This window comes from Croceibacterium aestuarii, from assembly GCF_030657335.1.
Classification (GTDB): domain Bacteria; phylum Pseudomonadota; class Alphaproteobacteria; order Sphingomonadales; family Sphingomonadaceae; genus Croceibacterium_B; species Croceibacterium_B aestuarii.
In genome coordinates, this window is record NZ_CP131039.1 from 1707876 (window position 1) to 1734109 (window position 26234).

Below are 26234 nucleotides of genomic sequence, written 5' to 3' on the forward strand. Positions count from 1 at the left end.
ATTGCCATTTGCCGGGCGGCGCGGCAAACCGCGGGGCGATGGCGTCTCCTTCCATTCCCCACGATCACGCCGCGCTCGCCCATGCGGCAGGCGGCGATGCCGTGCTGTGCACCATCGTCGGCATCGACGGCAGCTTCTCGCGCCGCGTCGGCACGCAGCTGGCGGTCGATGCCGACAAGAGCCGCGTCGGCGACATGGCCGACCAATGCCTCGACGACGAGCTGGCCAGCCAAGCCGTCGCCGCGCGCGCCGAGGGCAAGCCGCGTCTGCTGCGCTATGGCAAAGGCTCGCCGATGGTCGATTTCCGTCTGCCGTGCGGCGCGGGGCTCGACATCTGGATCGATCCGGCGCCCAACCGCGAGGCGCTGCGCGGGTGCGTCGCTGCGCTCCACGCCCGCGAGGAAGCGAGGCTCGATCTTGCGCTGCCCGCCGATGCCGCGGCGGACCTCCTGCGCCGGCGAGGCTATATCCCGGCGCCGCGGCTGGTGCTGCTTGGCGCAGGCAGCGAGTGCGCCTCGCTCGTCGCGCTGTGTGCGGCGCAGGGAATCGCGGTCGAGTGGCGCGAGGCGGGAAGGGGCCTCGATCTCGGACGCGCTCCGGAGGGGATCGAGGTCGATGCGTGGACCGCCATCCTGCTGCTGTTCCACGACCACGAGTGGGAGCACGCGCTCTTGCAGTGGGCGCTGGGCACGCCCGCCTTCCTGATCGGCGCGCAGGGCGGAGCGCCGGCCCGCGAAGAACGCACCGCGCGGCTGCGCGCCGCCGGGCGCAGCGAAGCGGACCTGGCCCGGATCAAGAGCCCGGTCGGCCTGATACCCCGTGCCCGCGATCCGCGGGTGCTGGCGCTTTCGGTGCTGTCCGAACTGGTCGGCGCTTACGAGCGGCTGCACACGCACGCATGAGCGGTCTCGCCATCGCCCTGCTCGCTGCCGGCGGCGCCCGGCGCTTCGGCGGGGGCAAGCTCGACGCCGATTGCAACGGCAGACCGCTCGGGGCCTGGGCGCTGAGTGTGGCAAGCGATCTGGAAGGCGCCCTCGCCGTCGTCGTGGGATCCGACCGTCCCGCCTTCGCCGCGGGCCGGCAACTGGTCGTCAATCCGCACGCGGACGAGGGGCTCGGCACTTCGGCGGCGGCGGCGGCGCGCTGGGCGATCTCAATCGGCGCCGACGCCTTGCTGATCATGCTGGCGGATATGCCGCTGGTTTCCTCGCGGACCCTTCGACTGTTGGCCGAGGGGGCCTTGCCGTCCGCCGCACGGTGGCCCGGCGACAAGCCCGGGGCCCCGGCGTGCTTTCCGGCGGCGATGTTCGCCGATCTCGCGGTTCTGCAGGGCGAAGACGGTGCCTCCCGCCTGCTGCGCGGACGCGGAAACGTGCGCCTGGTGGATGTCGACGAAGACGAACTGCGCGACGTCGACCGGCCCGAGGACCTGGCCGACGTCGCGGCAATTCTGGCGCGGCGCTAGGCGCTCGCCAGCAGTTTGCGGTCGATCGGCAGGCTGCGAACGCGCTTGCCGGTCGCCGCGAAGACCGCGTTGGTCAGCGCCGGAATGACCGGCGGCAGGGCCGGTTCGCCAAGGCCGGTCGGCGCATTGTCGCTCGGCACGAACTCGACGTGGATTTCCGGCACCACCGGCATGCGCGGGATGGGATAGTTGTGGAAGTTCGAGTTGACCGTGGCCCCGTCCTTGATCTCGACTGCGAGCGAGAGTGCCTGGCCGAGGCCGTCGGTGATGGCGCCCTGCGCCTGGTTGAGCGCCCCGAACGGGTTGATGATGTGGCTGCCGACATCGCCGGCGCACCACACGTTGTGCGCCGAAACGACGCCCGACTTGCTGACGCTCGACTCGACGACTTCCGCGAAATAGCCGAGGTGGCTGTAGTAGTAGCCGAAACCGAGCGCGTGGCCTTCGGGAAGGCTCGCCTTGCCCCAGTTGGACATGGCGGTGACCTTCTCGACCACCGCGCGCATGCGGCCCGGGTCGAAGCCCGGCTGGCGCCCGAACATCCCGGCTTGCGCCGGTTCCGCCTGGGCGCCGTCGATCAGCTCGAGCAGCAGCGTCGGCAGGTCCTTGCCCGCCTCGTGCGCGACTTCGTCGAGGAACGACTGGAACACGAAACTCATCGCATTCGAGGTCGGTGCGCGCAACGCGCCCATCGGCACCGCCGTCTTCATCTTGGTCTGGCCGTAGCTGACGTTGTCGACGAAGGCCGCCGGGAACTCGTCGGCCGACATCGCCGCCGGGTTGTAGGCGCCCGGGCCGGGGATTTCGAAGGTGATGAAGTGGTCCTTGATCCCGACGAGCTTGCCGCTTTCGTCCAGCGCCGCCTGCAGGCGGTGCCAGCCGGCGGGGCGGTAGAAGTCGCTGCGGACGTCGTCCTCGCGGCTCCAGATCAGCTGCACCGGCTTGTTGGGCATCTGCTTGGCGATCGCCGCGACCTGCATCATGTAATCGTTGTTGAGCCGGCGTCCGAAACCGCCGCCCATGCGGGTGATGTGGACGATGACCTTGTCTTGCGGAACGCCGAGCCACTTGGCGACGCTCTGCTGCCCGCCCTGCGGGGTTTGCGACGGGGCCCAGATCTCCATCTCGCCCTTGTCCGCGTGCCACAGCGCCGTGCAGTTCATCGGTTCCATGGGCACGTGGGCGAGGAACGGGTAATGGTATTGGGCGTCGACGGTCTTGGCCGCGGAAGCGAAGGCGGCGTCGACGTCGCCTTTCGACTTGAGGCTTTCCGCCGGAGTGCCCGAGGCCATGAGCTTTTTCGCCTGGGCGTCGTATCCCGCGGTCGAGTGGCTTGCCCACTCGCCGTTGTCCCATTGCACGTCGAGCTTGGAGCGCGCCTTGTTGGCGAGCCACCAGTTGCTGGCGATCACGGCGACGCCGTCGCTGAGTTCGGTCGGGTTGCCGTTGCCGGCGATGGCGAAGGCGTCGATCACGCCGGGCTCGCCCTTGGCCGCGGCGAGGTTGGCCGTCTTGTACTTCGCACCGAACACCGGCGAACGCTCGAACGCGGCGTAGACCATGCCGGGCAGCTGGGTATCGAGGCCGAAGATCGGTTCGCCGGCGACGATTTTGGGGCTGTCGATCCCGCCGATCGCGCGGCCGATGATGACGAAGTCTTTCGCGTCCTTCAGCTTGACCTTGGCCGGATCGGGAACGGGGACGTTGGCCGCAGCGGAGGCGACTTCGCCGTAAGTCAGCGTTTTGCCGCTCGCCGGGTCGGTGATCACGCCCTTCGAGGTGGTCAGCGTCGCCGGATCGGCGCCAAGCTTCTTAGCGGCGACCGCGACGAGCATGGCGCGCGCCGCGGCGCCGGTCTGGCGCATCGGGAACCAGTTCATCGGCGTGGCAAAGCTGCCACCGGCCAGTTGCGGGCCGTATTTCTTGGCGTCGGAATCGCCCTGGACGATCTTGACCTTGTCCCAGTCGGCGTCGAGTTCCTCGGCGATCAGCATGGGCAGCATCGTCTTGATGCCCTGGCCGATCTCCGGGTTCTTGCCGACGATGGTGATCACGCCGTCGGGAGCGATCGAGACGAAGGCGTTGAGCGGGGCGGCCTCGGCCGCGCCGCTCGCCGCGCGGGCGATGCCCGGCATCGTGGCGGAGACGAACAGGCCGCCGCCGGCGAGTGCGCCGGCCTTGAGCAGGGTGCGGCGCGACAGGTTCACGGTGCCAGCGAGATCAGACATCGGCTTTCTCCGTTTCCTTCGCCGCAAGCTGGATCGCGGTCTTGATCCGGCCGTAGCAGGCGCAGCGGCAGATATTGCCCTGCATCGCGCGCTCGATGTCCTTCTCGCTGGGGGCGGGGTTCTCGGCGAGAAGCGCGCTCGCGCTCATCAGCTGGCCGGCCTGACAATACCCGCACTGCATGACGTCGACGTCGAGCCAGGCGTTCTGCAGGGCCTTGCCGACGGGCGACTTGCCGAGTTCCTCGATGGTCGAAACCTTCTTGCCGGCGAGCGAGCCGACCGGAGTGGTGCACGAGCGCGTCGCGACCCCGTCGATATGGACGGTGCAGGCGCCGCAGGCGCCGATGCCGCAGCCGAACTTGGTGCCGACCATGCCCAGTTCCTGGCGCAGGGCCCAGAGCAGGGGCATATCGTCGGGCACGTCGAGCGTGCGCGTTTCGCCGTTGATGTTAACGGTGGCCATGAAAGTCTCCCCAAGGCTTTGCGGGTCGCAGGAATTTGACAAAGTCTACATGGATTCCGCCGGTGTGGGAAGAGGCGGACGGGCCGAAAGCGGACGCTGGTCGGGGCCGATGGCGATCACGATGTCGGCCCGCTGGGGCATCTCTTCCAATTGCCAGCGGGTAAGCCGCTCGTAATGCATCAGGAACCGGTCGAGCGCCGCCTCGTCCATCACCGCGGGCCCGGCGCCGAGCTTGGCTTCCTGCCTGCGGCGATTGGCGCGGACCGCGGCGAAATCCGCCACCTTCAGCATCGCCAGCAGGTCCATCCGCGCGAACAGCCCGGCGTAGTCGGTGGCGAGGCGCCGGTTGACCTCGCGGCGCCAAGCGGCCTCGGGGTCTTCCTCGGCCTCGAGCGAGTTGACGGGCGTTGCCAGCGCCGCCGCCGGTTGCGGCGCAGCGCCGACGCACCACCCTTCGAACAGCACGACATCGACCGGCCCCCCGACGTGCATGGTGCCGGGCGCGCGGTCGTCTCTCGCCTTGTCGAAGCGCGGCAGGTCGGCCGAGCGCCCGGCGAGCAGGTTGTCGAGTATGTCCATGCCGAGATCGACGTCGTGCGTACCGGGCACGCCGCGGGTGGCGAAAAGCGGGTGTTGATCCCGCGCCAGCTCCCGCCGCTCGGCACGGGTGAGGTAGAGGTCGTCGAGCGAGAGGGTGACGGCCGTCAGGCCCAACCGGGACAGGAACAGCTCCAGGAACCTGCAAGACGTGGTCTTGCCCGATCCTTGCGCGCCGTTGACGCCGACGAGCAGGCACTGGCGACCGCGGCCCTCATGCCGATGGGCAATGCAGGCGGCGAGAGGCCGCCAGAATCGTTCGGCGACTTCTCGATAGTGGGGAGGCAGCCGCTCGGCTTCGACGAGCGCGCCGATGGCGTCGGTCACGCCACCCGGTCCGGCAGGTCGCGGCCCTCGGCCCAGGCGACGACGTTGGACATCGCCTTCTCGCCCATCGCGGTGCGGGTTTCGGCGGTTGCGGAGCCCAAGTGCGGGAGGAGGACGACGCTTTCGAGCCCGAGCAGTTCGGGCGGGACCTGCGGCTCGGCCGGGTAGACGTCCAGCCCCGCCCCGGCGAGATGCCCGCTGCGCAGCGCTTCGGCCAGTGCCGCATGATCTACCACGCCGCCGCGCGCGGTGTTGATCAGGTAGGAACCCGGCTTCATGGCCGAAAGCGCCGCGGCGTCGATCAGGTTCGCCGTCTCGGAACTTCCGGGCACATGCAGCGAGACGAAATCGGACGCCGCCAGCAGGCCGTGCAAGTCGGGATGGAATGTCGCGTCGAGCTCCCGCGCCACTGCCTCATCGGCCTCGCGCCGGGCGTAGTAAGCGATCTTCATGCCGAAGCCATGATGCGCGCGCCGGGCCGTAGCGATGCCGATCCGGCCGAAGGCGACCAGCCCCAGCGTCTTGCCCTTGAGCGACGAGCCAAGCAGGTGTGTCGGCCGCCAGCCGCTCCATTGCCCGGCGCGCAACTCGCGCTCCCCCTCTCCGGCGCGGCGCGCGGCCATCAGCAGCAGGGTCATGGCGAGGTCGGCGGTGGCATCGGTCAACACCCCTGGGGTGTTCGTCACCGCTATCGCCGTCGCTTTCGCCGCGTGGACGTCGATATGGTCGAATCCGACACCGTAGTTGGCGATGATTTTCGTCCGCGTGCCGCCGGCGATGACCGCGGCGTCAATGCGGTCGGACACGGTCGGACAGAGCACATCGAACTCGCCCATCGCGCTCGCCAGCTCGGCCTGCGACAGCGGCCGGTCGCCTTCGTTGAGGACGGTATCGAAGCGCTCCTGCATCGCCCGCTCGACCGGCTGCGGCCAGCGCCGGGTGAGGAGCACGCGCGGCGCCGCCACGGGTCAGGCCTTGGCCATGCCTTCGGTGATCCGCTGCGTTTCGGCGCGGGTCGATTCGATACCCGTGTTGCGCTTGTGGATCCCGCCCAGGCCCTGCGGCTGGAACAGCGGCGGATCGCCCTCGCGCTGCTTGAGACCGAACAGGGGAAAGAGGCCGGGATGGCGGCCGAGGCCCCCGTACATGTCGAGAAGGCTGTCGATCCATGGGCGCAGGGGATCGTCGTCGGCCAGCACCGGGCTGTTCTGGCACACCGAGGCGGTGAACAGGATCGAGCCGAGAATGCGGTAATCGGCGTAGTTGGGCGTGTCGCCGCCGAGATACTTGCTCTCGCGCAGCGCAATGCGCAGCGGTTCGAGCGCGGCGGAAATCTGCGGGAGGCGGTCTTCGTAGCCTTCCTGCATTTCCTCGAGCGTCTTGCCGAGCATCTTCTCGCGCGAATGGGTGATGTATTCGTGGTCCTCGGGGTTGGCGAGGTCGCGGTAGCTGACGCAATTGCTGCGCATCCACGGCCCGGTCGCCACGCCCCAGAACCAGGCATCGAGCGCACGGGTGACGGCCGCCACGCTCGGGTGCGGAATCAGCATCGGCCGGTCGGGATAGGTCTCGTCGAGGTATTCGACGATACCCCACGAATCGAGCACCCACTTGCCGTCGTCGATGATCGCCGGGAGCCGCTCGGTCTTGCCGCCGGTGCGCTCGGGAATCTTGGTGAACCCGCCCGGCACCACATCGAGATCGAAGCCCTTGTGCTTGAGCGCATACTTGGTCGCCCACACGAAGGGACTGATCGTCGCGCCGGTGGACAGCGCCAGGTCGAAGAAGGTGATTGTGTTGTCTTTGGCCATGACTGGCTCCTCGGTTCCCAAGATGACTTTGTCCGGTTCGTATTCCCCAGCCGCGCAAATTGGAAGGCTATTCGCCCGCCAGCTTGGCTTCTTCGAGCTTCACGAAGCGCCAGAAGATCTCGAGCAGCGGGGTCGCGACACCCTTGCCTCGCGCCGCCTCGACGATGGCGCCGTTGATCGCATCGACCTCGGTGCGGCGCCCGGCCTTCACATCCTGCAGCATCGAGGCTTCGTGGTCGGCGTGGTCGGTGATCGAGACCCGCGTCAGGTCGTGGATCGCCTGCCCATCCACCATCACGCCGTTGGCATGCGCGGCGGCGATGCCTTCGTCCACCGCGGCGCGGATCATCGCCAGGCTCTCCTCGTGCGCACCGAGAAAGCCCGGGGTGCGCAGGGTCAGGGCGCAGAGCGGGTTCATCGTCGCGTTGAAGATCGCCTTCGACCAGACCGCTTCGTAGATCGCCGGGTCGGCGCTGGCGGCGAGTTCGCCCTGTGTCAGCAGTGCGGCGACCTGTTCCGCAAAGGCCGGGTCGCCCGATGGGAAGGCCGAATAGAGCTTCGTCCCGCCTTCGCCGTGGCTGCGCACCCGCCCCGGACCGACGAGATCGGAGGGCAGCGAGCTTATGCCGATGAGCACGCGCGCCGCGTCGACATGGGCTGCGAGGCGGGCTTCGTTGCCGAGCCCGTTCTGCAGCGTGAGCAAGTGGGTGGCGGGTCCGATGGCATGGGCGATGCCGGCCAGTGCGGTGTCGGTCATGAAGGTCTTGGTGAAGACCAGAACGAGATCGAGCGGGCCCTCGAGCTCTTCCGGCCGCACCGCGGGGATCGGCAGGCGCTCGGTTCCCGAGCGGCGCTCGAGTTCGAGGCCGCGCGCGTTGATCGCCGCGATGTGCTCGGCATTGACGTCGACCAAGACGATGTCGGCCCCGCCGCGGTGCAGCGCCGCGCCGTAGAGGCAGCCCATGGCTCCGGCGCCTAGGACCGCAACTCTCACGCGTCGCTCTCCGTCAGCATCCCGGCACCGAGCAGGAGCAGGAGCCGCACGTCGATCATCGTGCCCGCGGCGCGGCGTTCGGCGACGAACGCAGGCAGCGCGGCGACGGGCACCTTGTGCACGGTGATGTTCTCTCCCTCGACACCTCCGCCATCGCCGACGCGGCTCAGCCCGCTGGCGCGAAGCAGCGAAAACGTCTCGCCGACCATGCCGGGGGACGAGGCATATTCGCCGAGGTCTTCCCAGCGCGCTGCGGCAAAACCAGTCTCTTCCTCCAGCTCGCGCTCCGCTGCTGCGAAGTGATCCTCGTCATCGGCTCCCTCGTCGTCGCCGATCAGGCCGGCGGGCAGTTCGAGGCACGGCTTGCCGAGCGGCACGCGGAACTGTTCGACCAGAACCACTTCACCTGCATCGACCGCCAGGATCACCGCAGCGCGAATCCCGCGCGCCCGGCCGACATACTCCCACCGCCCGCGGCGCTTGGCCGTGATGAAACGGCCTTGCCACATTACTTCTTCGGGCTTGTCGGCATCGGGCGGGCGCTGGGTCACGCCGGGGCGTTTAGAGCTCGATCAACCGGTCTGGCAACTCGTTCCGGTCGTCTTCCGCACGCGGGAGGTGAGCGGCGAGGATTTCGCCGACCTTGCCGATTGCCGCGACCATGCCGGCACCGACCCGGCCTTGTTTGAGCTCGGCCAGAAGTGCGGCCATGGCGTCGCCCCACACTTCGGGCTCGACCTTGCTGGTGATCGCCTCGTCGGCGACGATTTCGGCGCGGTGCTCGCGCATCGACAGGTAGATGACGATGCCCGTGCGCCCGGTGGTCCGCTTCTCCGCGCCGATGTGGAATATCTGCAGCGCCCGGGCGTAGGCGCGCTTGCTCTTGATCGGACCGGGAATGAGGAAGAACTTGAGCGGCTGCCACAGCTGGATCAGCCACATCCCGGCGAACTTGACGATCCCGACGAACAGCGCGAGGCCGAAGATCCCGCGCGGCGTCCATTCGGCATTCCATCCGCCGAGCAGGCGGTCGACCAGGCCCATGCAGAAATCGGGGAAGAATGTCAGGAAGGCGATGGCGGTGAACGCCACGGCCACTGCCCAGGCCAGCGCCACGTCGCTGTAGCCGTCCGAGCGGTCCACGACGACGGCGACGATCTCGCCCGAGGTCGTGCCTTCGGCGCGCGCCACGGCCTCGGCGACCGCCTGGCGGTCCGCATTGCTGAGATGCGCCATGCCTACCACCCCCCGGAGGCGCCGCCGCCGCCCGACATGCCGCCGCCGAAGCCGCCGAATCCGCCGCCCCCGCCGCCGCCGAAGCCGCCACCTCCGCCGCCCCAGCCGCCGCCGCGGTGACTGCCGTGGCTGGCTGCGTTGAGTGCGCTCCACAGCAGGATGTTACCCACCGCGCTGCCCATTCCGCTGCGATAGTGCCGCCCGCGCCGCCGGCCGGCGAGGGGCAGGATCACGAAGAAGACGATGAACAAAATCCAGATGAGCCCGCCGATCGGGAACCCGCCGGAGTCGGCGCCCCGGTCCTTTTCGGCCGCGGCCGCGGCTTCGGCGATGGCCTTGGCGTCCTCGGGGCTCTTGGCGAGCTGGTCGAGCAGGGCGTTCACGCCGGCCTCGATCCCGCCGCTCATGTCGCCGGCCTTGAAGCGCGGAGTGATCTCGTTGCGGATGATCCGGCCGGACAGGATGTCGGTGATGTAGGGCGTCAGGCCGTAGCCGACCTCGATCCGCACCTTGCGCTCGTTGGGGGCGACCAGCAGCAGCACGCCGGTGTCGCGCTTCTCGCCGCCGATGCCCCAGGCGGCGTAGAGCTTGGTCGCGAAGTCCTCGATCGAGTCGCCCTGCAGGCTGTCGACGGTGGCGACGATGACGGCGTTGCCGCTCTGCTTGTTGACTTCGCGCAGCCGCTGATCGAGCGCCGCCTCCTCGGCCGCGGGGAGCAGGTCGGCCTCGTCGTAAATAGGCCCGCTGGGCCGCGGCGGCAGATCGAGCGCCGCCGCCGGCGAAGCCAGGAACGCCAGCAGCAGCGCGAAACCGATCCAGAGACGTGTCACGATCTTCTTCCGCAAGCCCTCACTGTCCGGCAGCGGCCGGCGCTGCGCCAGGGGCCGCCCCGGGCGCGGCCCCGGGGGCGGCGTTGTCGTTCGATGCGGGGGCGGCGCCAGGCGCTGCTCCCGGTGCCCCGGCCATGCCGCCGAAGTCGACATTGGGCGCGGTGTCGGCGCCCTCTGCGGCCTGGAAGTAGGACAGCGGCTTGGCGCCGTAGACCACCTTGGCGGCGACGATCGACGGGAAGGTACGGATCTCGGTGTTGTAGTCCTGCGCGGCCTCGTTGTAGCGGTCACGCTCGGTGTTGATGCGGTTCTCCGCCCCTTCGAGCGCGGTCATCAGGTCGGCGAAACGCTGCTGGCTCTGCAGCTGCGGGTAGGCTTCGACCACCGTGCGCAACTGGCCGAGCGCCTGGGTCAGCTGGTTCTGCGCAGCCTGGAACTTGTTGAAGGTCTCGGGATCCGAGAGGTCGTCGGTGGTGACGTTGATCGAAGTGGCGCGGGCGCGTGCCTCCGTCACGTTGCTCAGGATCTGGTTTTCCGATCCGGCGGCGGCCTTCACGGTCTCGACCAGGTTGGGGATGAGGTCGGCGCGGCGTTGGTAAGCGCTCTGCACCACGCCCCACTGGGCCTTGGCGGCTTCTTCCTTGGTCGGCACGGAGTTGATGCCGCAGGCGCTGAGCGCCAGCGCGCCGAGCGCGACGAGCGCCATGCGGACGATGACTGCGGGGGAACGAGTGGGCATCGAAGGACCTCCTCCAAGACAGGTGTATTGCCTAGATAGCACGGTGCGCGCCGTGCGCAAGGAAAGCCGAACTTGTTACCTGCGCAAGTCGGTGGCACCACTGCGCGGGCAGACAGGAGGACAAAGCCATGTGGGCGGATTTCAAAGCGTTCATCGCCAAGGGCAACGTGATCGACCTGGCGGTGGCGGTGATCATCGGCGGGGCCTTTTCGGGCATCGTCAAGTCGTTGACCGACGAGATCATCATGCCGATCGTCGGGGCGATCTTCGGCGGGGCCGATTTCTCGCGCTATTTCATCCTGCTCGACACGCCCGACGGCTACACCGGGCCGGTCGACGACTATGCCGCCCTCAAAGAGGCGGGCGCGGCGATGATCGGCTACGGCAGCTTTATGACGGCGGTGCTCAATTTCCTGATCCTGGCCTTCATCATCTTCCTGCTGGTGCGCTATACCAAGAAGATCGTCGCCGAGTTCGAGGAAAGGCCCGAGGAAGCGCCGCCTGCGCCGCAGGGCCCGACCGAAGTCGACCTGTTGAAGGAAATTCGCGACGAGTTGAAGAAGCGCCCCTGAACCCCGGTCACTTCACATTAATCAGCAAGTCGCTATATAGGGCGTGCCGGCTTCGGCCGGATATGGCGATAAATTGCAGTGTGTAATAGACGCAGCGGACCCGGGGGCAGTACCCGGCGGCTCCACCATAAAGCCCTGTTTTTGGAGGGCTTCCTGACGGGGCCGAACCAGGATCGACGTGTGTTGAAAGGCATTGTTTTTGCTCGGGCTGAGTAACCCGTTAAAGGCTCAAAACACACAAGTGCCAACGATAACGAAGCACTTGCTCTCGCTGCGTAATTCTAGGGCCTAGCGGCCTGACCTTACAAAGCTAAGAGCACGGTTCGGACCGAACCGGGTAACAGAATCGGAGACCGGGCGTCCGGAGGGAACGTAGCAACAGAATCCCTCCACCCATCGCCCTGAGGGAGGGCGGCTCAAAAATTACATAGAGAGCGCGCAAAGCGTCGAGCTGGATCGAATGACCCGGGCCACCAGAGGCTTGGGCAAAACGGACGGGATCGCACATGAATTTCAACAGGCGCCACTTCATCGGTGCTGCCATCGCTGCTTGCGCCGGAGCCTCGGCCAACCGCACCTTGGCGGAACCATCACGCCCGCCGCTCTTCCCGAGCGACGAACCGCCAATGCCCGCAGCCAAGCGCCCGCCGCTGCTCGACGAGGCGCTCGCCGCGCTCGACCGCCACGGCGCGCGCGTGCTCGACCGCGACCGCATCGGGCTGGTCGATTTCGGCCTTCCTTCGAGCGAACCGCGCTTCCATCTGGTCGATGTCGCCGGCGGCAAGATCGAGCAAAGCTGGCTCGTCTCGCACGGTAGCGGATCGGATCCCGCGGCAACCGGTATGCTGCAGCGCTTTTCCAATCGGCCCGGCTCGAACGCAAGCTCGCGCGGTGCCTATCTGGTGTCCAACACTTACGTCGGCGCGCACGGTCGCTCGCAGCGCGTCATAGGGCTCGACCCGACCAACGACGAGGCGCTCGACCGGGCGATCGTCATCCACGGCGCCGAGTACGTCGATCCCTCGCTGATCGACATCCAGGGCCGCATCGGGCGCAGCCAAGGATGCTTCGCGGTCCAGGTCGACGAGATAAATCCGGTAATTTCCCGGCTCGGGGCCGGGCGCCTGCTCTACGCCGGCAAGTCTGTCTGACCGTCGGCGCGCTCCGCGGCCGCCCTTTCGTGCTTGAGGCAGTCGAGGATCTTGGCTCCGGCCATGAACACCGCGCCGGTGCAGGCAAGGAACAGCAGGTCACCGCCATAGCCGGGATAGATTTCCAGATAGTGCGCGCCGCGCGTCGTCGCGCCGAGGGCGAGCGCGTAAATGATCAGATACGCTTCCCAGTGCGTTTTGATGACGAAAAGGCGAGCGATCTTGCGCAGCATTTATGGTCCTTGGCGTCGTGGAAGCCGGCGTCGTGCCAGCCCCGATTTCTGCACCTCTAATGCGGCTGGAAACCCCGCACCTGTAAAGCGTTCCGACAGTCCCGATTCAGGCCAGTTCGGGCAAGGAAAGAGCGTCGAGCAGCGCCGCGCGTGCGTCTGTTACCGTCGTGGCCAACGAAGTCTTGCCCAAATCTGAAGGATCGATCTGCTCGGGCCAAGTCCGGGAAACTACCTTCTCCATCGCATCGGCCGTCGATTCGCCCAGCAGGAAACGCGGATCGACCGTTGCCGGATCGGCGACCACGCGCAGGCGCAGGCAGGCGGGGCCGCCTCCGTTGGCCATCGACTGGCGCACGTCGACCGGAATGATGTGCCTGATCGGCCCATTGCCGGCCAGCATGCGCTCGCACCAGTCCCAGACGGTGGGATCGTCGCGGCACTCTTCGGGAACGACGAGCGCCATGGTGGCGTCGGGCAGGGTCAGCAGCTGGGCGTTGAACAGGTAGCTGGCGATGGCGGCGGCGAGGCTGACTTCCGCCTCCGGCACCTCGACCACCTCGAGTTCGGGAAACTTCGCGCGGATCGCGGCGTAGGCGCCGTCGCGGTCGGCAAATGCCTTTTCGTGCGCGAACAGAACGCGCTCGTTGGCGACCGCGACCACATCGTTGTGGAACGCGCCTGCGGCGATCGCCTCGGGGCTCTGCTCGATGAACAACACCCTGTCAGGGTCCAGCCCGTGCTTGCGGGCGACGATTCGGCTCGCCTGGTCGTGCTGGCGGGCGGGGAAGGGGCCGCCGGTCTTGCCGTAGACGAAGACCTCGAGGCCCGGAGCGCCGTGCGCCGAAGCCAGCCGCATGTGGTTGGCTGCGCCTTCGTCGCCGAAGGTGGGGGGAACCGGGCGATGAACCGCGAAATGCGCGGCGTCGGCGAACATGAGCTGCAGCTGGGCCAGCGTGTCGGGCCATTCGTGACTGCGGTGCGGCATCGTCACGAGATTGGCGACGGTCAGGTGGCAGCGTCCGTCGGCGGTGTCCGGCGCCGGGCTGACGGTGGCGGCGTTGGCCGTCCACATCGAGCTGGCCGACCACGCGCCGGCGACGAGCCCGGTGTCGGTCGCCGTGTCGGCCGCGATGTCGTTGAGCCAGCGCAGGTTCGGGCGCGGCAAGGGGACGAAGAAGCCCTGGGCCAGCCCGCGCGCCATGTTGCCGCGCATCTTGGCGATTCCCTGCAGCGCCGCTGCCCGCGGATAGGATGCCTCGCCCGCGTGGGCCGTCGCTGCGAGGTTGCCGAGGCTGAGCCCGGCGTAATTGTGGCTCGGACCGACGATGCCGTCGAAATTGATTTCGGCCAGCGTCACCGCGCTACGCTCCACACCTCGTCGCCCAGGCCCACGCCGAGCGCTTCGGCGGCGGCTTCGTCGATCGCGATCGAGCCGTCGGCGGCGAATTCGCGCCTGCCGTAGCAGCAGCGAAAGCTCGCCAGGGTTCCGGTGGCGAGGATGGCCCGCTCGCCGATGTCGAGCGTCGTGCTGCCGACCCCGGCCGGCCGCGCCTCGGCGATCGACTTCACCTGGCTCGTGCGCGCCGTCATCGTCGGCCCGCCATCGAAGATGTCGACGTAGCCCTCGAAGGCGAAGCCCTCGTTCTCGAGCATCTTCATCGCCGCCCGCCCGGTCGGGTGCGGCAGGCCGATGACCTTCTTCGCCTCTTCGTCGAGCATGGCGATATAGACGGGGTGCTTGGGCATCAGGTCGGCGATGAACTGGTTGCCCTTGATGGCGTTGAAATAGTCGGCTTCCTGAAAGGTCATGCCGAAGAATCGGCCGGCCACCCCGTCCCAAAAGGGCGAGCCGCCGCGTTCGTCGATGATGCCGCGCAGCTCGGCCAGGATGCGCTCGGCGAAGCGCAACCGGTGCATGGCGATGAACAGGTAGCGGCTGCGCGCCAGAAGCATGCCCTTGCCGCCCGAGCGCTCTGCGGGATGGAGGAACAGCCCGCCGACTTCGCTCGACCCTTCGAGATCGGTCACGAGGCTGAGCAGTTCGGCGCGGACCGTGCGGCCAAGCTCCTCGGAACGCTGGGTCTGCGTGGTGATGCGGTAGCTGTAGAAGGGCCAGCGTTGGCCGATGTGGCTCATCACCTGGCAACTGCCGCGCGCTTCGCCGGTCTCGGTGTTCTCGAGCATGAAGAAGAACAGGTCGTCGCCGAGATCGTCGTCGCTGCGCGCGAACGACCTCGCCGAACGCTCCAGCTTGGCCCGCAGCGCGGTGCGGTCGGGCGGCAGGTTGGTGAAGCCGCCGCCCGTGCTCTTGGCCATTTCGTAGATCGATTCGAGGTCGTCCTCGCCCGCGGCACGGATCACGAAAGTCACAGTGTCTCCCCTGTAGCCAGGCGGTGCAGGACCACCGCCGAAAGCGCCGCCCGCTCGGACAGCGAGCTGGCGATCATGAATTCGTCCGCCGAATGAATGCTGCCCCCGCGGACCCCCATCGTGTCGACCACGGGCACCCCCGCGGCGGCGATGTTGTTGCCGTCGCACACTCCGCCGCTGGCCTGCCAGCCGAGCTTTCGGCCGAGCGCTTCGGAGGTATCGGCGACGAGGTCGAAGAGCTTCTGCGCGCGGGCGTCGACCGGCTTGGGCGGGCGGGTAATGCCGCCGTGCCGATGTATGGCGACGTCGTGGCGCTCGGCGATGTCCGAGAGCAGGTAGGCCAGCGCCTTCTCGAATTCGGCAGCGGCCTCGGTGGTCTTCGGGCGGATGTTGAAGCGCAGCACGGCGTGATCGGGCACGACGTTGTTGGCCGACCCGCCCTCTATTTTCGCGGGATTCACCGCCAGATCGTCATGACTCAGCGCCTTGAGAACCACTGCGATCTCGGCCGCGGCGACGATCGCGTTGCGCCCGTCCTGCGGATTGCGACCGGCGTGGGCCGACCTGCCGGTGACCACGATCGAATAGTTGCCGCTGCCGCCCCGGGCGTGGGCCAGCGTTCCGTCGGGCAGGGCCGAAGGTTCGTAAGTCAGGGCGGCGAACTTTTCCCTCGCCAGTTCGGCAATCAACGGGGCCGAGGACAGCGACCCCGTTTCCTCGTCCGCGTTGATCATCACGTCGTAGCCGACCTTCGCCGCCTCGGGCGAGGCTTCGAAGGCGATCAGCGCGTGGAGAATCACGGCGAGGCCGCCCTTCATGTCGGCCGCGCCGGGGGCGTTGAGGGTATCGTCGTCGAGCCAGGTGGCCGACTGGAAGGGATGGTCGGCGGGGAACACGGTATCCATGTGCCCGGTCAGCAGAAAGCGCCGTCGCGCCTCGGGCCGGACGGAGACAACGAGGTGCATGCCGTGCGGCAATTCGACCTCGCTGCCATCGGCGTCGACCGCGGTGACCGCGGCGGGATCGTGCATTTCGACATCGCCGGGCAGGGCGGCGAAAGCCTGGGCCAGTTCGTTCGCCTGCCGGGCGAGACCGCCGAGATTGCGCGTTCCGCTGTTGATCGCGCACCAGCGCTCGACCGCGGCGAGCATCGCGGCCTGGTCGATCGGTTCGACGAGGCTGTGTTCGGAGGCGGAAAGCTGTTTCATTCGCAACCGCCCTACCCGTGCAGGTCAGCCTGTCAACGCGCGCGCCACGGCGATGAACTCTTCCACGGCGAGCGTTTCGGCTCTTCGCGCCGGGTCGATCCCGAGCGAATGAAGCGCTTCGACCGCGCCCGGAACGCCTTTGAGACTCTGGCGCAGCATCTTGCGGCGCTGGCCGAACGCGGCCTCGGTCACGCGCTCGAGCTGGAGGGGTGAAACCCCGTCGGGCATTGCGGCGGGTTCGAGATGGACGACCGCGCTCATCACTTTGGGCGGCGGGGTGAAAGCGCTGCGGTGGACCTTCATCGCCAGTTTTGCACGCGAGCGCCACTGCGCCAGTACGGCGAGGCGGCCGTAAGCGCCGCTGCCCGGCGCGGCGACGATGCGCTGGGCGACCTCGAGCTGGAACATCAGCGTCAGCGAAGTCCACTGCGGGGGCCATTCTCGGCCCGACAGCCAGCGGACGAGCAGCGCGGTGCCGACGTTGTAAGGCAGGTTGGCGACCACCGCGAAGGACTCTCCCATCAACGCCCCGTGGTCGAGCGCGAGCGCATCGCCCTCGATCACCTCGAGCTGACCCGGGAAGGCCTCGGCGAGTTCGGCCAGCGCGGGCAGGCAGCGGCGGTCCATCTCGATGGCGGTGACTCGCGCCCCGGCGCGCAGCAGGGCGCGAGTCAGGCCGCCGGGGCCCGGGCCGACCTCGAGCACCGCCTTGCCCTCGAGCGAACCGGGGACCGCGGCGATGCGACCGAGCAGTTGCTCGTCGAACAGGAAGTTCTGCCCCAGCGCCTTCGACGCCGACAGGCCATGGCGCTCAATGACTTCGCGCAGGGGCGGAAGGGTCACTGCGCGATCGTCCGCCGTGCGGCGATCTCGCCGGCCATGCGGATCGCCGCAATCATAGCGCCGGGGTCGGCGAGGCCCTTGCCGGCGATGTCGAACGCGGTGCCGTGGTCGGGCGAGGTGCGCACGATCGGCAGCCCCAGCGTGACGTTGACCCCCTGGTCGAAGTCGAGCGCCTTGAGCGGTACCAGCGCCTGATCGTGGTACATCGCAATGGCCACGTCGTAGGTCGCGCGGGCGCGCGGAGCGAAGAGGGTGTCGGCCGGGTGCGGTCCGGTTGCGTCGATGCCGTCGGCACGAAGTTGCGCGATGGCCGGAGCGATGATCTCGATTTCCTCACGGCCCATGCGGCCCGCTTCCCCGGCATGCGGATTGAGCCCGGCGATCGCGATGCGCGGCTGGGCGATGCCGTAGTCGGTCCGCATCGCTTCGGCGACAACGCGGCAGCGGCGCACGATGAGACCTTGCGTGAGAAGGCCCGGCACATCGGCCAGCGCGCAGTGCACGGTCAGCGGCACGGTTCTGAGGCTCGGGCCGGCAAGCAGCATTACGGCGTCTTCGGCTGGGACACCGCAGGCATCGGCGACAAACTCGGTCTGCCCGGGAAAGTCGAAGCCGACCTCGGCGAGCGCGGCCTTGGCGATCGGGCCGGTGACGATGCCGGATGCCGCGCCGCTAACGGCAAAACCCGTCCCCGCCTGTAAGGAATTGAAAGCCAGGCGTGCACCGAGGCTCGACGGGTTGCCCGGCGTGTAGGAAGCATCTCCGTCGCCGAGGACCGGAAGAGCTTCGCGGCCTGCCGAGCCGGCTTCGCAAGGATCGAAAATTTCGGCGAAGTCGATTGCCAGACCGCGCGCCCTCGCGGCAGCGGACAGGACGTCCTTGCCGCCGCACACAAAGAACGGCGGCAGGCCCTCAGCCTCGCGGCGAGCCCATGACTCGCAGATCAGTTCGGGGCCGACCCCCGCCGGATCGCCGAGCGATATCGCCAGCGGGGGGAGAGCGGGGTCAGTTATCCTCGACCACCGCATCGCGCCGCAGGTCGCGCAAATAGCGCTGGGCCCGCTTGCCCACGCGGTCGTCCTCGAGCTGGGCCATCAGCTGGTCGTAGTTCGGACCGGCTTCGGGCGACGGATCGTCGCGGCCGCACAGCATCAGCACGCGGACGCCTTCTTCGAGCGAGCCGAAGGGGGGAGTGGTTTCGCCGACGTTGAGCTTGAGCATCGTCTGCTGCAGCGCCTCGGGCAGTGCGCGGACGGGAATGTTGTCGTTCGTCACGACCTGCGCGCCCATCGCCTTGCCCGCGGCATCGGCGTCTCCGCAGCCCTTTATCTGGGTCGCGGCCTGGGCAAAGGCGGCGGCCTTGGCCTTGGCTTCTTCCTCGCTCGTCCCCTTGGGAAACTCGAGCGAAATCTGCTTCAGGCTGAGGACCGCATCGCGTGGGTCGGCCATGCCGACCTGGCGCTTGTCCTGGAGGTAGAGGATCGAATAGCCGCCCGGAATCTCGATCGGCCCCACGAGCTGGCCGGGCTGCATGTTGCGCGCCACGGTTTCCAGCGTCGGGTTCTGCAGCTGCTCGAGCTTGATCCAGCCGAGATCGCCGCCCACCGCGGCGGTCGAGGCTTCGGAAAACTGCCGCGCGTAAGCGAGAAAGCTGCCGCCCTGGCGAAGCTGTTCGACGATCCGCTTGGCGTTCTCGCCCACCGCCTCGTGCGTCTCCGGAGTCGAAGAGAGGTAGATTTCGGACAGCTTGTATTCCGGCGTGCCCTTGGCGGCCTGCAGGCGCTGGTAGAGCTCGTTGACCTCTTCGGCCGAGACGTTGACGAACGGCCGAACGTTGCGCTGCAGCAGCCGGTCCCATGCCAGCTCCCCTTCGATCTGGCGCTTGAGCGAAGCGGGCGAAGAGCCGACCGATTTGAGGTATTCGTCGAGCTTTTCCGGCGTGCGGCCGAAACGCTGCGCGGCATAGCGCAGGTAGTATTCGTCGACCTCTTGCTTGGTCACCGCCATGTCCTGCGCGGCGGCTTCCTGGATCTCGAGCGTTTCGTCGATCAGGTTGCGCATGACCTGCTGGCGCAGGCGCTGCATCTCCTCGTCGGAAATCTCCACGCCCTCGTTCGCCGCAACGATCAGCGCCACGCGCTGTTCGACATCGGTCCCGGTGATGATTTCGCCGTTGACCTTGGCCGAGGCGTGGCGGTTGTCCGGGTCCATCTTGGCGACGGACACGTCATCGGGAATGTCGGTGGCGCTCGACGGCGCCGCATCCTGGGCCGGCGCGGCCTGCACCCCCAGCAAGGCAAGGGCCGCAAAAGCGCTACCGGTAACCAGAATTCGCCTGACCGAATGAATCACGTATCAATCCTCGCAAGGGCGCCGCGCGCGCCATAGAGTTCGGCGGCCGGTTGCCAAAAACCGGCTGAACCGCACCTGAGCGTGAGGCCGATAGCGTGTTTGCTCGTGGCTGCCAACGTCCGCGGCTTAGGCTGTGCATCGCCAGTGTGGATGCTGCGGGCCTAGCGCAATCCGAGGTTCTTGAGCGAGAAGAACACGGCAAACGAATTGCCCAGGCGCGCGTCGGCGATCGTCACGTAATCGCGCCGCCAGGTCACGCCGAATTCGAGGCAGTCGTCCGAATAGGCGATGCCCAGGCGGGTGCGCAGCGGCTCGAAGCCGTCTGAGGTCAGGTTGGGATCCTCGCGGCGGTCGGTCAGGTTGACCACCGCCGAGCCGAACATGGACCAGTAGCGGGCGAAGGCGACGCGCGTCGCCGCGCGCAGCTCTTCGCGGTCCTGCAGATCCTCGAAGGTCAGGTCGATATTGCGGTTGAGCCGCAGGTAGCCCAGCTCGACGTATGTGCGATCGGTGCCGACGGTCATGTCGACCTCGTTTCGGCGCACCGAAAAGCTGTCCTTGTCGAGCCGGAAACGGTGCGTCAGGCTGATGAAATCGCGGTAGCGCACTTCGGTCCGGCCGACGAAATCCGACCACTGTTCGTTGAGTCCCGTACCGTCGGGAAACAGCGTCCGCTTGTCGCTCAGCCGATAGGACTGGCCGATGGTCGAGCGCACCCGCCAGCCGGGGCGGTCGAGCGACCAGTCGACCCCGTAGGTCATGCGCACCCCGTCCTCGACACGGTCGTATCCGGGAAAGCGGTTGAGCGCGAACAGGTTGCTGTCCTCGAGATCGATCGCTCGCGCATCCTCGTTGGGAATCGCCAAATTGCGAATCTTGGGGCTGGCGACGAGTTGGATGCGCGGGGTGAACACCTGGGTTCCGCCGAGCGCCTCGCCCACGAAGGGCCATTTCACGTCGATCGCCCCGATCGCCACGCCGCGCGTCTGCCAGCCCGGAATGCCGCGATAGAGAGCGGTTCGGGTGAGGTCGTTCTCGTCGGAGTGGTAGACATCGCCGCGCAAGAGAGCGGTGAAGGTCACCTCCTGGCCGAGCGAGGTTACCCGGCGTAGGTCCCACTTGGCGCTGGCAAAGGCGCGCTGAGTGTCCTGGCCGGAGGTCCGGGCAATGGCGAGGCTGTTGGCCTGCAGCTCGATCTTTCCGCCGAGCAGCGGATCCTCGAGCCGCCGGCGATAGTCGATGACCGGCAGCGCGATCGGCACCTGCCCCTGGCTCTGGTTGGTCAGCAGGACCTGGGTCGCCCAGCCGGCGAGCGAAAAATACGAATCGTCGTCGATCCGTTCGAGATTGAAGGTCGAACGCAGGCGATCGTCGCGGCTGATGTCGTAGCGGCGCAGGAAGGTGCGGTCGGTGGCCACCCGGACCGAACCCGTAAGGTCCCAGTACGGGTCGAGCTGGAAGCGCCCGTTGGCGGCAAGATAGCCGCGGAAATCGGTCTGGGCCTTGGGCGTTGTCGCGCCGAGCGGAAGGCGCGAGCCAAATGTTCCGTATCCGGTGATCTGATAGGCGCCGGCATCGGTCAGCGCCCGGTACTGGGCCGAGACCATCGGCGCGGTCTTGCTGTAAACGCGGGCCGAAAGCTCGAGGTCGCGGTTGTCGGCGAGCCGCAGATAGAAGTTCTCGCCGGCCTCGAGACCGTTCGAGCTGCTATAGCCAAAGTCGGGCACCATGAAGCCCGATTTGGGTCCGCCATCGGTTCGCAGGCTGAGTGCCACCAGCGGCAGGACGCGCAGGCCGAACACTTCGAGGAAAGCGCCCTTGAAGCGGATCGTGCTGGTCGCGGCGTCGTAGATCACCCGGTCGGCAGTAATGCGCCAGCTCGGTTTCTTCGGGCACCCATTTTCGCTCGTCACCGCGCAGCCGGAATAGGCGGCACGGGTCAGAACGACGTTGCCCTGCTCGTCGCGCACGCCCTGCTCGGCGGCCAGCCGCCCGCCCGCGCGCAAAGCCAGCAACAGGTTCTGCATTGCCCCCGCCTTGAGTTCCTCGGTCAACTCGAGGCGGTCGGTGAAGAGCTGGTTTCCGTCGGCATCGACCAGTCGGACGTTGCCGCTGGCGACGATTTCGCCGGTCATGCGGTTCCAGGTGACCGCGTCGGCGCGCACCGACTGGTCGCCCGAGCGTAGCAGCACGTTCCCCGACGCGGTGACGCTTTCGTCGCCGTTGTCGTAGGCCAGCGTGTCGGCTTCGAACGCGATCTGCCGTTCGCCTGCGGCGTTGAACTCAGGCGCAGGAGGCGGGACCGGGGCAGCTTCCACCGGCCGCGCGGCGAGCGGATCCTGCTGCGCGGCGTTGCCGCCGGCGGTCTCGTCCTGGGCCGCGGCCAGTGCCGGCCAGGTGAGCGCCAGGACCATTGCAGCGGCTGTTCCCGAACGGACTGCGGGCAAGCGGCGGGGAGGGGCTTGCAGCGAAGACTGCCGGTCGGGGAGCATGGCTTGCCTATCGCACCGGCGCTCTCTAACTGCAACGCCATCCATATACCGGGTCGCGCGCTACGGCGTGCCGGGCCCTCGTTTCACCGGAGAGACCATGCAGATCACTTTCGCCGCATCAGCCGATTCCAGTACGCCGCGGCTCGTCGCCCGGATCGTCGACCAGGAGGCGCTGCCCGCCGACCTGTCGCGCAGCGACAGCGAGGGCGCCGCGGCAGCGCGCTTCACCGGCAAGACGGGGCAGCTGTTCGAAAGCTTCGCCGAGCGCGACGGACGCGTCGTGCGCCAGGTCCTCGTCGGCGCCGGCAAAGCCGATGCCGAAGGACGCCGCGCGGCGCTCGAGAAGGCCGGCGCCGCGCTCGCCTCGCGCTACATGGCGAGCGGCGAAAAGGCGCTCGCCCTCGACGTCTCGGGGGGCAATCTCGATGCCGCCGAAGTCGCCGCCGTGCTGACCGGCCTGCGCCTGCGCACCTGGCGTTACGACCGTTACCGCACCAAGCTCAAGGACGAGCAGAAGGTGACCCTTGCCGAAGCGGTCGTGATCGCTGCGCCCGAGGGTACGCCAGCGGCCTGGGAGGTCGAACAGGCCGTGGCGGCCGGGGTCGAGCTGACCCGCGAGCTGGTCGCCGAGCCGGCCAACGTGATTTACCCCGAAAGCTTCGTCGAACGCGTCAGCGAGCGGCTGGAGGGCACCGGAGCGGAAATCGTCGTGCTCGACGAAAAGCAGATGCGCGAACTCGGCATGGGGGCGCTGCTCGGCGTCTCGCAGGGCTCGGCGCGCGATGCGCGGCTGCTGTGCATCAAGTGGATGGGCGGCGAAAGCAGTGCGGCGCCGACCGTGTTCGTCGGGAAGGGCGTGACTTTCGACACCGGCGGCATCTCGCTCAAGCCGCCGGCGGGCATGGAAGACATGAAGTGGGACATGGGCGGCGCCGGCGCTGTCGCCGGGGCCATGCTCGCGCTCGCCGGCCGCAAGGCCAAGGCCAACGTCATCGGCGTCTGCGGGCTCGTCGAAAACATGCCTGACGGCAACGCCATGCGCCCGGGCGATATCGTCACCACCATGAGCGGCCAGACCGTCGAGGTCATCAACACCGATGCCGAGGGCCGTCTGGTGCTATGCGACGCGCTGTGGTGGGCGCAGAAGGAGTTCAAGCCGGCCGCGATCGTCGACCTCGCCACGCTGACGGGTGCGATGGTGGTTGCGCTGGGGCACGAGAACGCCGGCATGTTCTCCAACGACGACAAGCTGGCCGACAATCTGATCAAGGCCGGCAAGGAAAGCGGCGACAAGCTGTGGCGCTTCCCCCTCTCGGCCGAATACGACAAGCTGCTCGACAGCCCGATCGCCGACATGAAGAACGTCGGCCCGCGCTACGCCGGCTCGATCACCGCGGCGCAATACCTGCAGCGCTTTATCGTCGAGGGAACGGCGTGGGCACACCTCGACATCGCGGGTATGGCCTGGGCCGACAAGGCAGGCGCGACGTGGGGCAAGGGCGCCACCGGCTTCGGCGTGCGCCTGATCGACCGCTACGTGCGCGACGTGCTGGAAGGCTAGTTGGCGTTCCCGGCCTCAAGTGGCGGAATGGCGGGGCGAAGATAGTGCAGCTCGATTTCTGGCAGCGATCTTCCGGCTCGATCGAGCGCGTCGTGGCAATGATTGCCGAACGCGCGCGCAAGACCGGGGGCCGGTTGCTCGTCGTCGATGCCGATGCCGAGCGGCGCCAAGCGACGAGCCGGGCCTTGTGGGAATACAATCCCGAGGCGTTCCTTGCCAACGGCGAGGCGGGCGAGCCGCATGCGGAGCGCCAGCCGGTCTTGCTTTCGGCCGAATGCGAGGCGGCGAACGGGGCGCGCCTTGCGGTCATCGCCGACGGGCTGTGGCGCGAGCCGGGGCTGGGTTTCGAACGGACCATCTTCCTGTTCGACGACGCCACGCTGGAGCCGGCCCGTGCAGTCTGGCGCAGGCTCGGGGAGCAGGAAGGCGTCGAGCGCCGCTATTTCGCGCAAGAAGAGGGCAAATGGGTCCAGAAGGCGTAAGGCTTGCGCCTCATGCAACCTGAGGCTAGGGGCGCGCGCGAATTCTCCCAACATCCGAACCTGAGGAAATCTCCATGGCGGTCACCCGCACATTCTCGATCATCAAGCCCGACGCCACGCGCCGCAACCTGACCGGCGCAGTCACCAAGATGCTGGAAGACGCCGGACTGCGGGTCGTCGCATCGAAGCGAATCCACATGAGCCGCGAACAGGCCGAGGGCTTTTACGGCGTCCACCGCGAGCGCCCGTTCTTCGGCGAGCTGGTCGAGTTCATGACCAGCGGCCCGGTCGTCGTCCAGGTGCTCGAAGGCGAGGACGCAGTGAAGCGCAATCGCGACGTGATGGGTGCGACGAACCCGGCCGACGCCGCCGAAGGCACGATCCGCAAGACTTTCGCCGAGAGCATCGAGGCCAACACGGTTCACGGCTCGGACAGCGACGAAAACGCGAAGATCGAAATCGAATTCTTCTTCAAGCCCGACGAAATCGTCGGCTGACGAACTCCATTTGATCGAAGGTTTCTTGGCGGCCGCCCGGGGTGACCCGGCGGCCGCTTTTGCTTGGCATCGCAGGGTCTGAGGGTTTATCCTTGCGGGACAATGGGTTGGCTGACCAGACTGAAGCGACGGCAAAGCCCGAGAGCTCCGCTCGAGGTCGCGAAGGCGAGCATCGAGGCGATCAATACGCGCGCCTGGGACGCTCTCGCTGATCTTTTGGCGGACGATTTCCATTTCAAAGACGGCCACAGTCACAGGGTCGACGGCCCCGAAGCCTATCTGGCCGCAATCCGGAATCTTGTCTCCGAAGTCCCCGATTTCGAATTGAGGATCGATTCATACGACGTCGAGCAGGACGTCGTGATCATGCGCGGGAGCTCTTATGCCGCTCCGCACAGCTTCCGAACCGCGGCAGTATGGCGGCTCGGTGTCGTCGAAGGGCGGATCACCTACCTTCACAACTTCCGCGCCAACAGCAACTTGCGGCTCTATCGCTACGCTCGTGGACGGCCCTGAACGCCACCCACGGGGTGCAAAGCTTTTTGTATTATGGAAATGCCGGTCCGTGGGCTAGCTTCCGGCGATGCCGTTCCGGCAAGCCCTGTACGACGCCCTGTTCGGCAAATCGCCCGGCGAAGTGGCGATGGCTGCAGTCGCTGCCATAAACGAGCGGCGGTGGGACGATTTCCGCAGCCTCGCAGCCGACGATTTCTACTATGTCGACTCCGAAGAAAACCAGCTCGACGGCATCGGCGCGTTCATCGCTGCGATGATGGCGATGTTGCGAGACGCTCCCGACTTCCGGCTCGACGTTCAAGGCTGCGACACGGCCGGCGATACGGTGGTGATGACGGGCCGCACGCTATCGGACAACCGGCGCTTTCACACTGTCTCCGCCTGGCGCCTCGAAATTGGGGCGGCTCGCATCAGGTGCTGGCAGAGCTTCCGCGCGAACGACACGGTGCAGTTGATGTCCTACCTGCCGCAGAACAGCGAGGCGAAGTCGGCGTCCTGATCCCGAGTTGTTACCCCTGCCGGTAGGGAGGAATTCCATGCCAAGATCGTCGGCCATGCTTGTTTCGGCGTCATGCTACGCCGCCTTCCTGGCTGCCTTCCTGTACCTGATCGGCTTCGTCGGAGCGTTCGATCCCCTGCCGACGCATGTGGACAAGGGCTATTACGCCCCGAGTAGCGTTGCGCTGGTCATCGACGTCGTGCTGATCGTCCTCTTCGGAGTGCAGCATTCGGTGATGGCGCGTCGATCCTTCAAGGCGCGGTGGGTGCAGGTGGTGCCTGCGCCGCTCGAGCGTTCGGTCTATTGTCTCGCGTCGGCCCTGGCGCTCGCCGTGCTGTTCGCTGCATGGCATCCCGTGAGCGGACAGCTCTGGTCGATCGGCAACGCGGCCTGGCGCACCGTGATCTGGGCTCTGTTCTTCATCGGTTGGGGTTCCGCGTTCGTCTCGACGCTCTTGATGAACCACTTCCAGCTGTTCGGTCTGGAGCAGACCCGGAGCCATTCCCGCGGCGGTGAAGCGAGCATGCCGATCTTCCGGACTCCGCTGTTTTACCGCTGGGCGCGGCATCCGCTGTACAGCGGATTCCTGCTCGCATTTTGGGCGACGCCCGACATGACCTATAGCCACCTGCTCCTCGCCGGCGGCTTCACGGTCTACATCTTCCTGGCGATCGCCCACGAAGAACGCGATCTCGCCGCCCATTTCGGCGAATCGTAACTCAGCTGCCGGCGCAGGGTCGGGTCGGCGTTTCCGGGCCTGGGCAAGCG

Annotated in this window: 28 protein-coding genes and 1 other RNA gene; 11 read left to right on the forward strand and 18 right to left on the reverse strand. The window is 67.4% G+C overall.

Translation table 11 applies throughout. The annotated features are described in order from the left end of the window. Positions 1-38: 38 nt before the first annotated feature. Together Q7I88_RS08340 and Q7I88_RS08345 are read left to right on the forward strand one after the other, a co-directional pair. Entirely contained in the window at positions 39-902 is an 864-nt protein-coding gene (locus Q7I88_RS08340; RefSeq protein ID WP_305095461.1) for an XdhC family protein, read from the forward strand. Next, the gene (locus Q7I88_RS08345; protein WP_305095462.1) at positions 899-1465 is read left to right on the forward strand and encodes an NTP transferase domain-containing protein; all 567 of its coding nucleotides are present in this window, start codon (positions 899-901) and stop codon (positions 1463-1465) included. The genes Q7I88_RS08340 and Q7I88_RS08345 overlap by 4 nt, the downstream gene beginning before the upstream one ends. Here the strand turns inward: Q7I88_RS08345 and Q7I88_RS08350 are convergent. From Q7I88_RS08350 to Q7I88_RS08395, 10 genes are all read right to left on the reverse strand, one after another. After that, positions 1462-3693 carry a xanthine dehydrogenase family protein molybdopterin-binding subunit gene (locus tag Q7I88_RS08350; RefSeq protein WP_305095463.1) on the reverse strand — a complete coding sequence of 744 codons (2232 nt, stop codon included), beginning with the start codon at positions 3691-3693 and terminating at the stop codon, positions 1462-1464. The two genes, Q7I88_RS08345 and Q7I88_RS08350, sit on opposite strands and share 4 nt — an antisense overlap. Beyond that, complete coding sequence (locus tag Q7I88_RS08355; protein WP_305095464.1) at positions 3686-4156, reverse strand: (2Fe-2S)-binding protein; 471 nt, start codon at positions 4154-4156, stop codon at positions 3686-3688. The genes Q7I88_RS08350 and Q7I88_RS08355 overlap by 8 nt, the downstream gene beginning before the upstream one ends. A 45-nt stretch (positions 4157-4201) precedes the next feature. Continuing rightward, positions 4202-5080, reverse strand: a complete 879-nt coding sequence (locus Q7I88_RS08360) for a kinase (protein WP_305095465.1) — start codon at positions 5078-5080, stop codon at positions 4202-4204. Beyond that, positions 5077-6045, reverse strand: coding sequence for a 2-hydroxyacid dehydrogenase (locus Q7I88_RS08365; protein ID WP_369426036.1), 969 nt, complete (start codon positions 6043-6045; stop codon positions 5077-5079). The genes Q7I88_RS08360 and Q7I88_RS08365 overlap by 4 nt, the downstream gene beginning before the upstream one ends. Positions 6046-6048: 3 nt before the next feature. Beyond that, positions 6049-6891 carry a beta-etherase gene (locus Q7I88_RS08370; RefSeq protein WP_305095466.1) on the reverse strand — a complete coding sequence of 281 codons (843 nt, stop codon included), beginning with the start codon at positions 6889-6891 and terminating at the stop codon, positions 6049-6051. 67 nt (positions 6892-6958) lie between these two features. Further along, complete coding sequence (locus Q7I88_RS08375) at positions 6959-7885, reverse strand: ketopantoate reductase family protein (protein ID WP_305095467.1); 927 nt, start codon at positions 7883-7885, stop codon at positions 6959-6961. Further along, complete coding sequence (locus Q7I88_RS08380) at positions 7882-8394, reverse strand: NUDIX domain-containing protein (protein ID WP_305098583.1); 513 nt, start codon at positions 8392-8394, stop codon at positions 7882-7884. The genes Q7I88_RS08375 and Q7I88_RS08380 overlap by 4 nt, the downstream gene beginning before the upstream one ends. Positions 8395-8446: 52 nt before the next feature. Next, a complete protein-coding gene (locus Q7I88_RS08385) occupies positions 8447-9121 on the reverse strand; it encodes a TPM domain-containing protein (RefSeq protein WP_305095468.1) in 675 nt (224 codons plus the stop codon). Positions 9122-9123: 2 nt separating this feature from the next. Further along, positions 9124-9951 (reverse strand): TPM domain-containing protein, encoded by an 828-nt coding sequence (locus Q7I88_RS08390; RefSeq protein ID WP_369426037.1) that lies wholly within the window; start codon positions 9949-9951, stop codon positions 9124-9126. 19 nt (positions 9952-9970) lie between these two features. Next, positions 9971-10690, reverse strand: coding sequence for a LemA family protein (locus tag Q7I88_RS08395; RefSeq protein ID WP_305095469.1), 720 nt, complete (start codon positions 10688-10690; stop codon positions 9971-9973). A gap of 128 nt (positions 10691-10818) precedes the next feature. Here Q7I88_RS08395 and mscL point away from each other — a divergent pair, with 128 nt between their 5' ends. The 3 genes from mscL to Q7I88_RS08410 all read left to right on the forward strand — a co-directional run bounded on the left by mscL (position 10819) and on the right by Q7I88_RS08410 (position 12413). After that, the gene (gene mscL, locus Q7I88_RS08400) at positions 10819-11262 is read left to right on the forward strand and encodes a large conductance mechanosensitive channel protein MscL (RefSeq protein WP_305095470.1); all 444 of its coding nucleotides are present in this window, start codon (positions 10819-10821) and stop codon (positions 11260-11262) included. Between the two features lie 7 nt (positions 11263-11269). Then, positions 11270-11617, forward strand: a transfer-messenger RNA (tmRNA) gene (gene ssrA / locus Q7I88_RS08405). Between the two features lie 271 nt (positions 11618-11888). After that, the gene (locus tag Q7I88_RS08410; protein ID WP_305095471.1) at positions 11889-12413 is read left to right on the forward strand and encodes a murein L,D-transpeptidase catalytic domain family protein; all 525 of its coding nucleotides are present in this window, start codon (positions 11889-11891) and stop codon (positions 12411-12413) included. Here the strand turns inward: Q7I88_RS08410 and Q7I88_RS08415 are convergent. The 8 genes from Q7I88_RS08415 to Q7I88_RS08450 form a co-directional block, all read right to left on the reverse strand. After that, on the reverse strand, positions 12392-12646 hold the full coding sequence (locus Q7I88_RS08415; RefSeq protein ID WP_305095472.1) for a hypothetical protein: 255 nt from the start codon (positions 12644-12646) through the stop codon (positions 12392-12394). The two genes, Q7I88_RS08410 and Q7I88_RS08415, sit on opposite strands and share 22 nt — an antisense overlap. 106 nt (positions 12647-12752) lie before the next feature. Continuing rightward, on the reverse strand, positions 12753-14003 hold the full coding sequence (locus tag Q7I88_RS08420) for an N-succinylarginine dihydrolase (protein WP_305098585.1): 1251 nt from the start codon (positions 14001-14003) through the stop codon (positions 12753-12755). After that, entirely contained in the window at positions 14000-15016 is a 1017-nt protein-coding gene (locus tag Q7I88_RS08425) for an arginine N-succinyltransferase (protein ID WP_305095473.1), read from the reverse strand. The genes Q7I88_RS08420 and Q7I88_RS08425 overlap by 4 nt, the downstream gene beginning before the upstream one ends. Beyond that, on the reverse strand, positions 15013-16224 hold the full coding sequence (locus tag Q7I88_RS08430) for a hydrolase (protein ID WP_305095474.1): 1212 nt from the start codon (positions 16222-16224) through the stop codon (positions 15013-15015). The genes Q7I88_RS08425 and Q7I88_RS08430 overlap by 4 nt, the downstream gene beginning before the upstream one ends. Before the next feature lie 24 nt (positions 16225-16248). Then, complete coding sequence (gene rsmA / locus Q7I88_RS08435) at positions 16249-17067, reverse strand: 16S rRNA (adenine(1518)-N(6)/adenine(1519)-N(6))-dimethyltransferase RsmA (protein WP_305095475.1); 819 nt, start codon at positions 17065-17067, stop codon at positions 16249-16251. Continuing rightward, entirely contained in the window at positions 17064-18095 is a 1032-nt protein-coding gene (gene pdxA / locus Q7I88_RS08440) for a 4-hydroxythreonine-4-phosphate dehydrogenase PdxA (RefSeq protein WP_305095476.1), read from the reverse strand. Before pdxA ends, rsmA begins: the two co-directional genes overlap by 4 nt. After that, positions 18073-19419 (reverse strand): peptidylprolyl isomerase, encoded by a 1347-nt coding sequence (locus Q7I88_RS08445; protein ID WP_305095477.1) that lies wholly within the window; start codon positions 19417-19419, stop codon positions 18073-18075. Before Q7I88_RS08445 ends, pdxA begins: the two co-directional genes overlap by 23 nt. A gap of 161 nt (positions 19420-19580) precedes the next feature. Then, a complete protein-coding gene (locus Q7I88_RS08450; RefSeq protein ID WP_439648330.1) occupies positions 19581-21911 on the reverse strand; it encodes an LPS-assembly protein LptD in 2331 nt (776 codons plus the stop codon). Positions 21912-22008: 97 nt separating this feature from the next. On the opposite strand from Q7I88_RS08450, the gene Q7I88_RS08455 reads away from it, so the two are divergent. The 6 genes from Q7I88_RS08455 to Q7I88_RS08480 all read left to right on the forward strand — a co-directional run bounded on the left by Q7I88_RS08455 (position 22009) and on the right by Q7I88_RS08480 (position 26184). After that, on the forward strand, positions 22009-23472 hold the full coding sequence (locus Q7I88_RS08455) for a leucyl aminopeptidase (RefSeq protein ID WP_305095479.1): 1464 nt from the start codon (positions 22009-22011) through the stop codon (positions 23470-23472). A gap of 44 nt (positions 23473-23516) precedes the next feature. After that, positions 23517-23954 carry a DNA polymerase III subunit chi gene (locus tag Q7I88_RS08460; protein WP_305095480.1) on the forward strand — a complete coding sequence of 146 codons (438 nt, stop codon included), beginning with the start codon at positions 23517-23519 and terminating at the stop codon, positions 23952-23954. Positions 23955-24028: 74 nt separating this feature from the next. Further along, positions 24029-24451, forward strand: coding sequence for a nucleoside-diphosphate kinase (ndk, locus tag Q7I88_RS08465; RefSeq protein WP_305095481.1), 423 nt, complete (start codon positions 24029-24031; stop codon positions 24449-24451). Positions 24452-24553: 102 nt separating this feature from the next. Next, positions 24554-24967 (forward strand): nuclear transport factor 2 family protein, encoded by a 414-nt coding sequence (locus Q7I88_RS08470; protein WP_305095482.1) that lies wholly within the window; start codon positions 24554-24556, stop codon positions 24965-24967. Positions 24968-25034: 67 nt separating this feature from the next. Continuing rightward, positions 25035-25466 (forward strand): ester cyclase, encoded by a 432-nt coding sequence (locus Q7I88_RS08475; RefSeq protein ID WP_305095483.1) that lies wholly within the window; start codon positions 25035-25037, stop codon positions 25464-25466. 37 nt (positions 25467-25503) lie between these two features. Next, the gene (locus Q7I88_RS08480; RefSeq protein ID WP_305095484.1) at positions 25504-26184 is read left to right on the forward strand and encodes a methyltransferase family protein; all 681 of its coding nucleotides are present in this window, start codon (positions 25504-25506) and stop codon (positions 26182-26184) included. Positions 26185-26234: the final 50 nt, after the last annotated feature.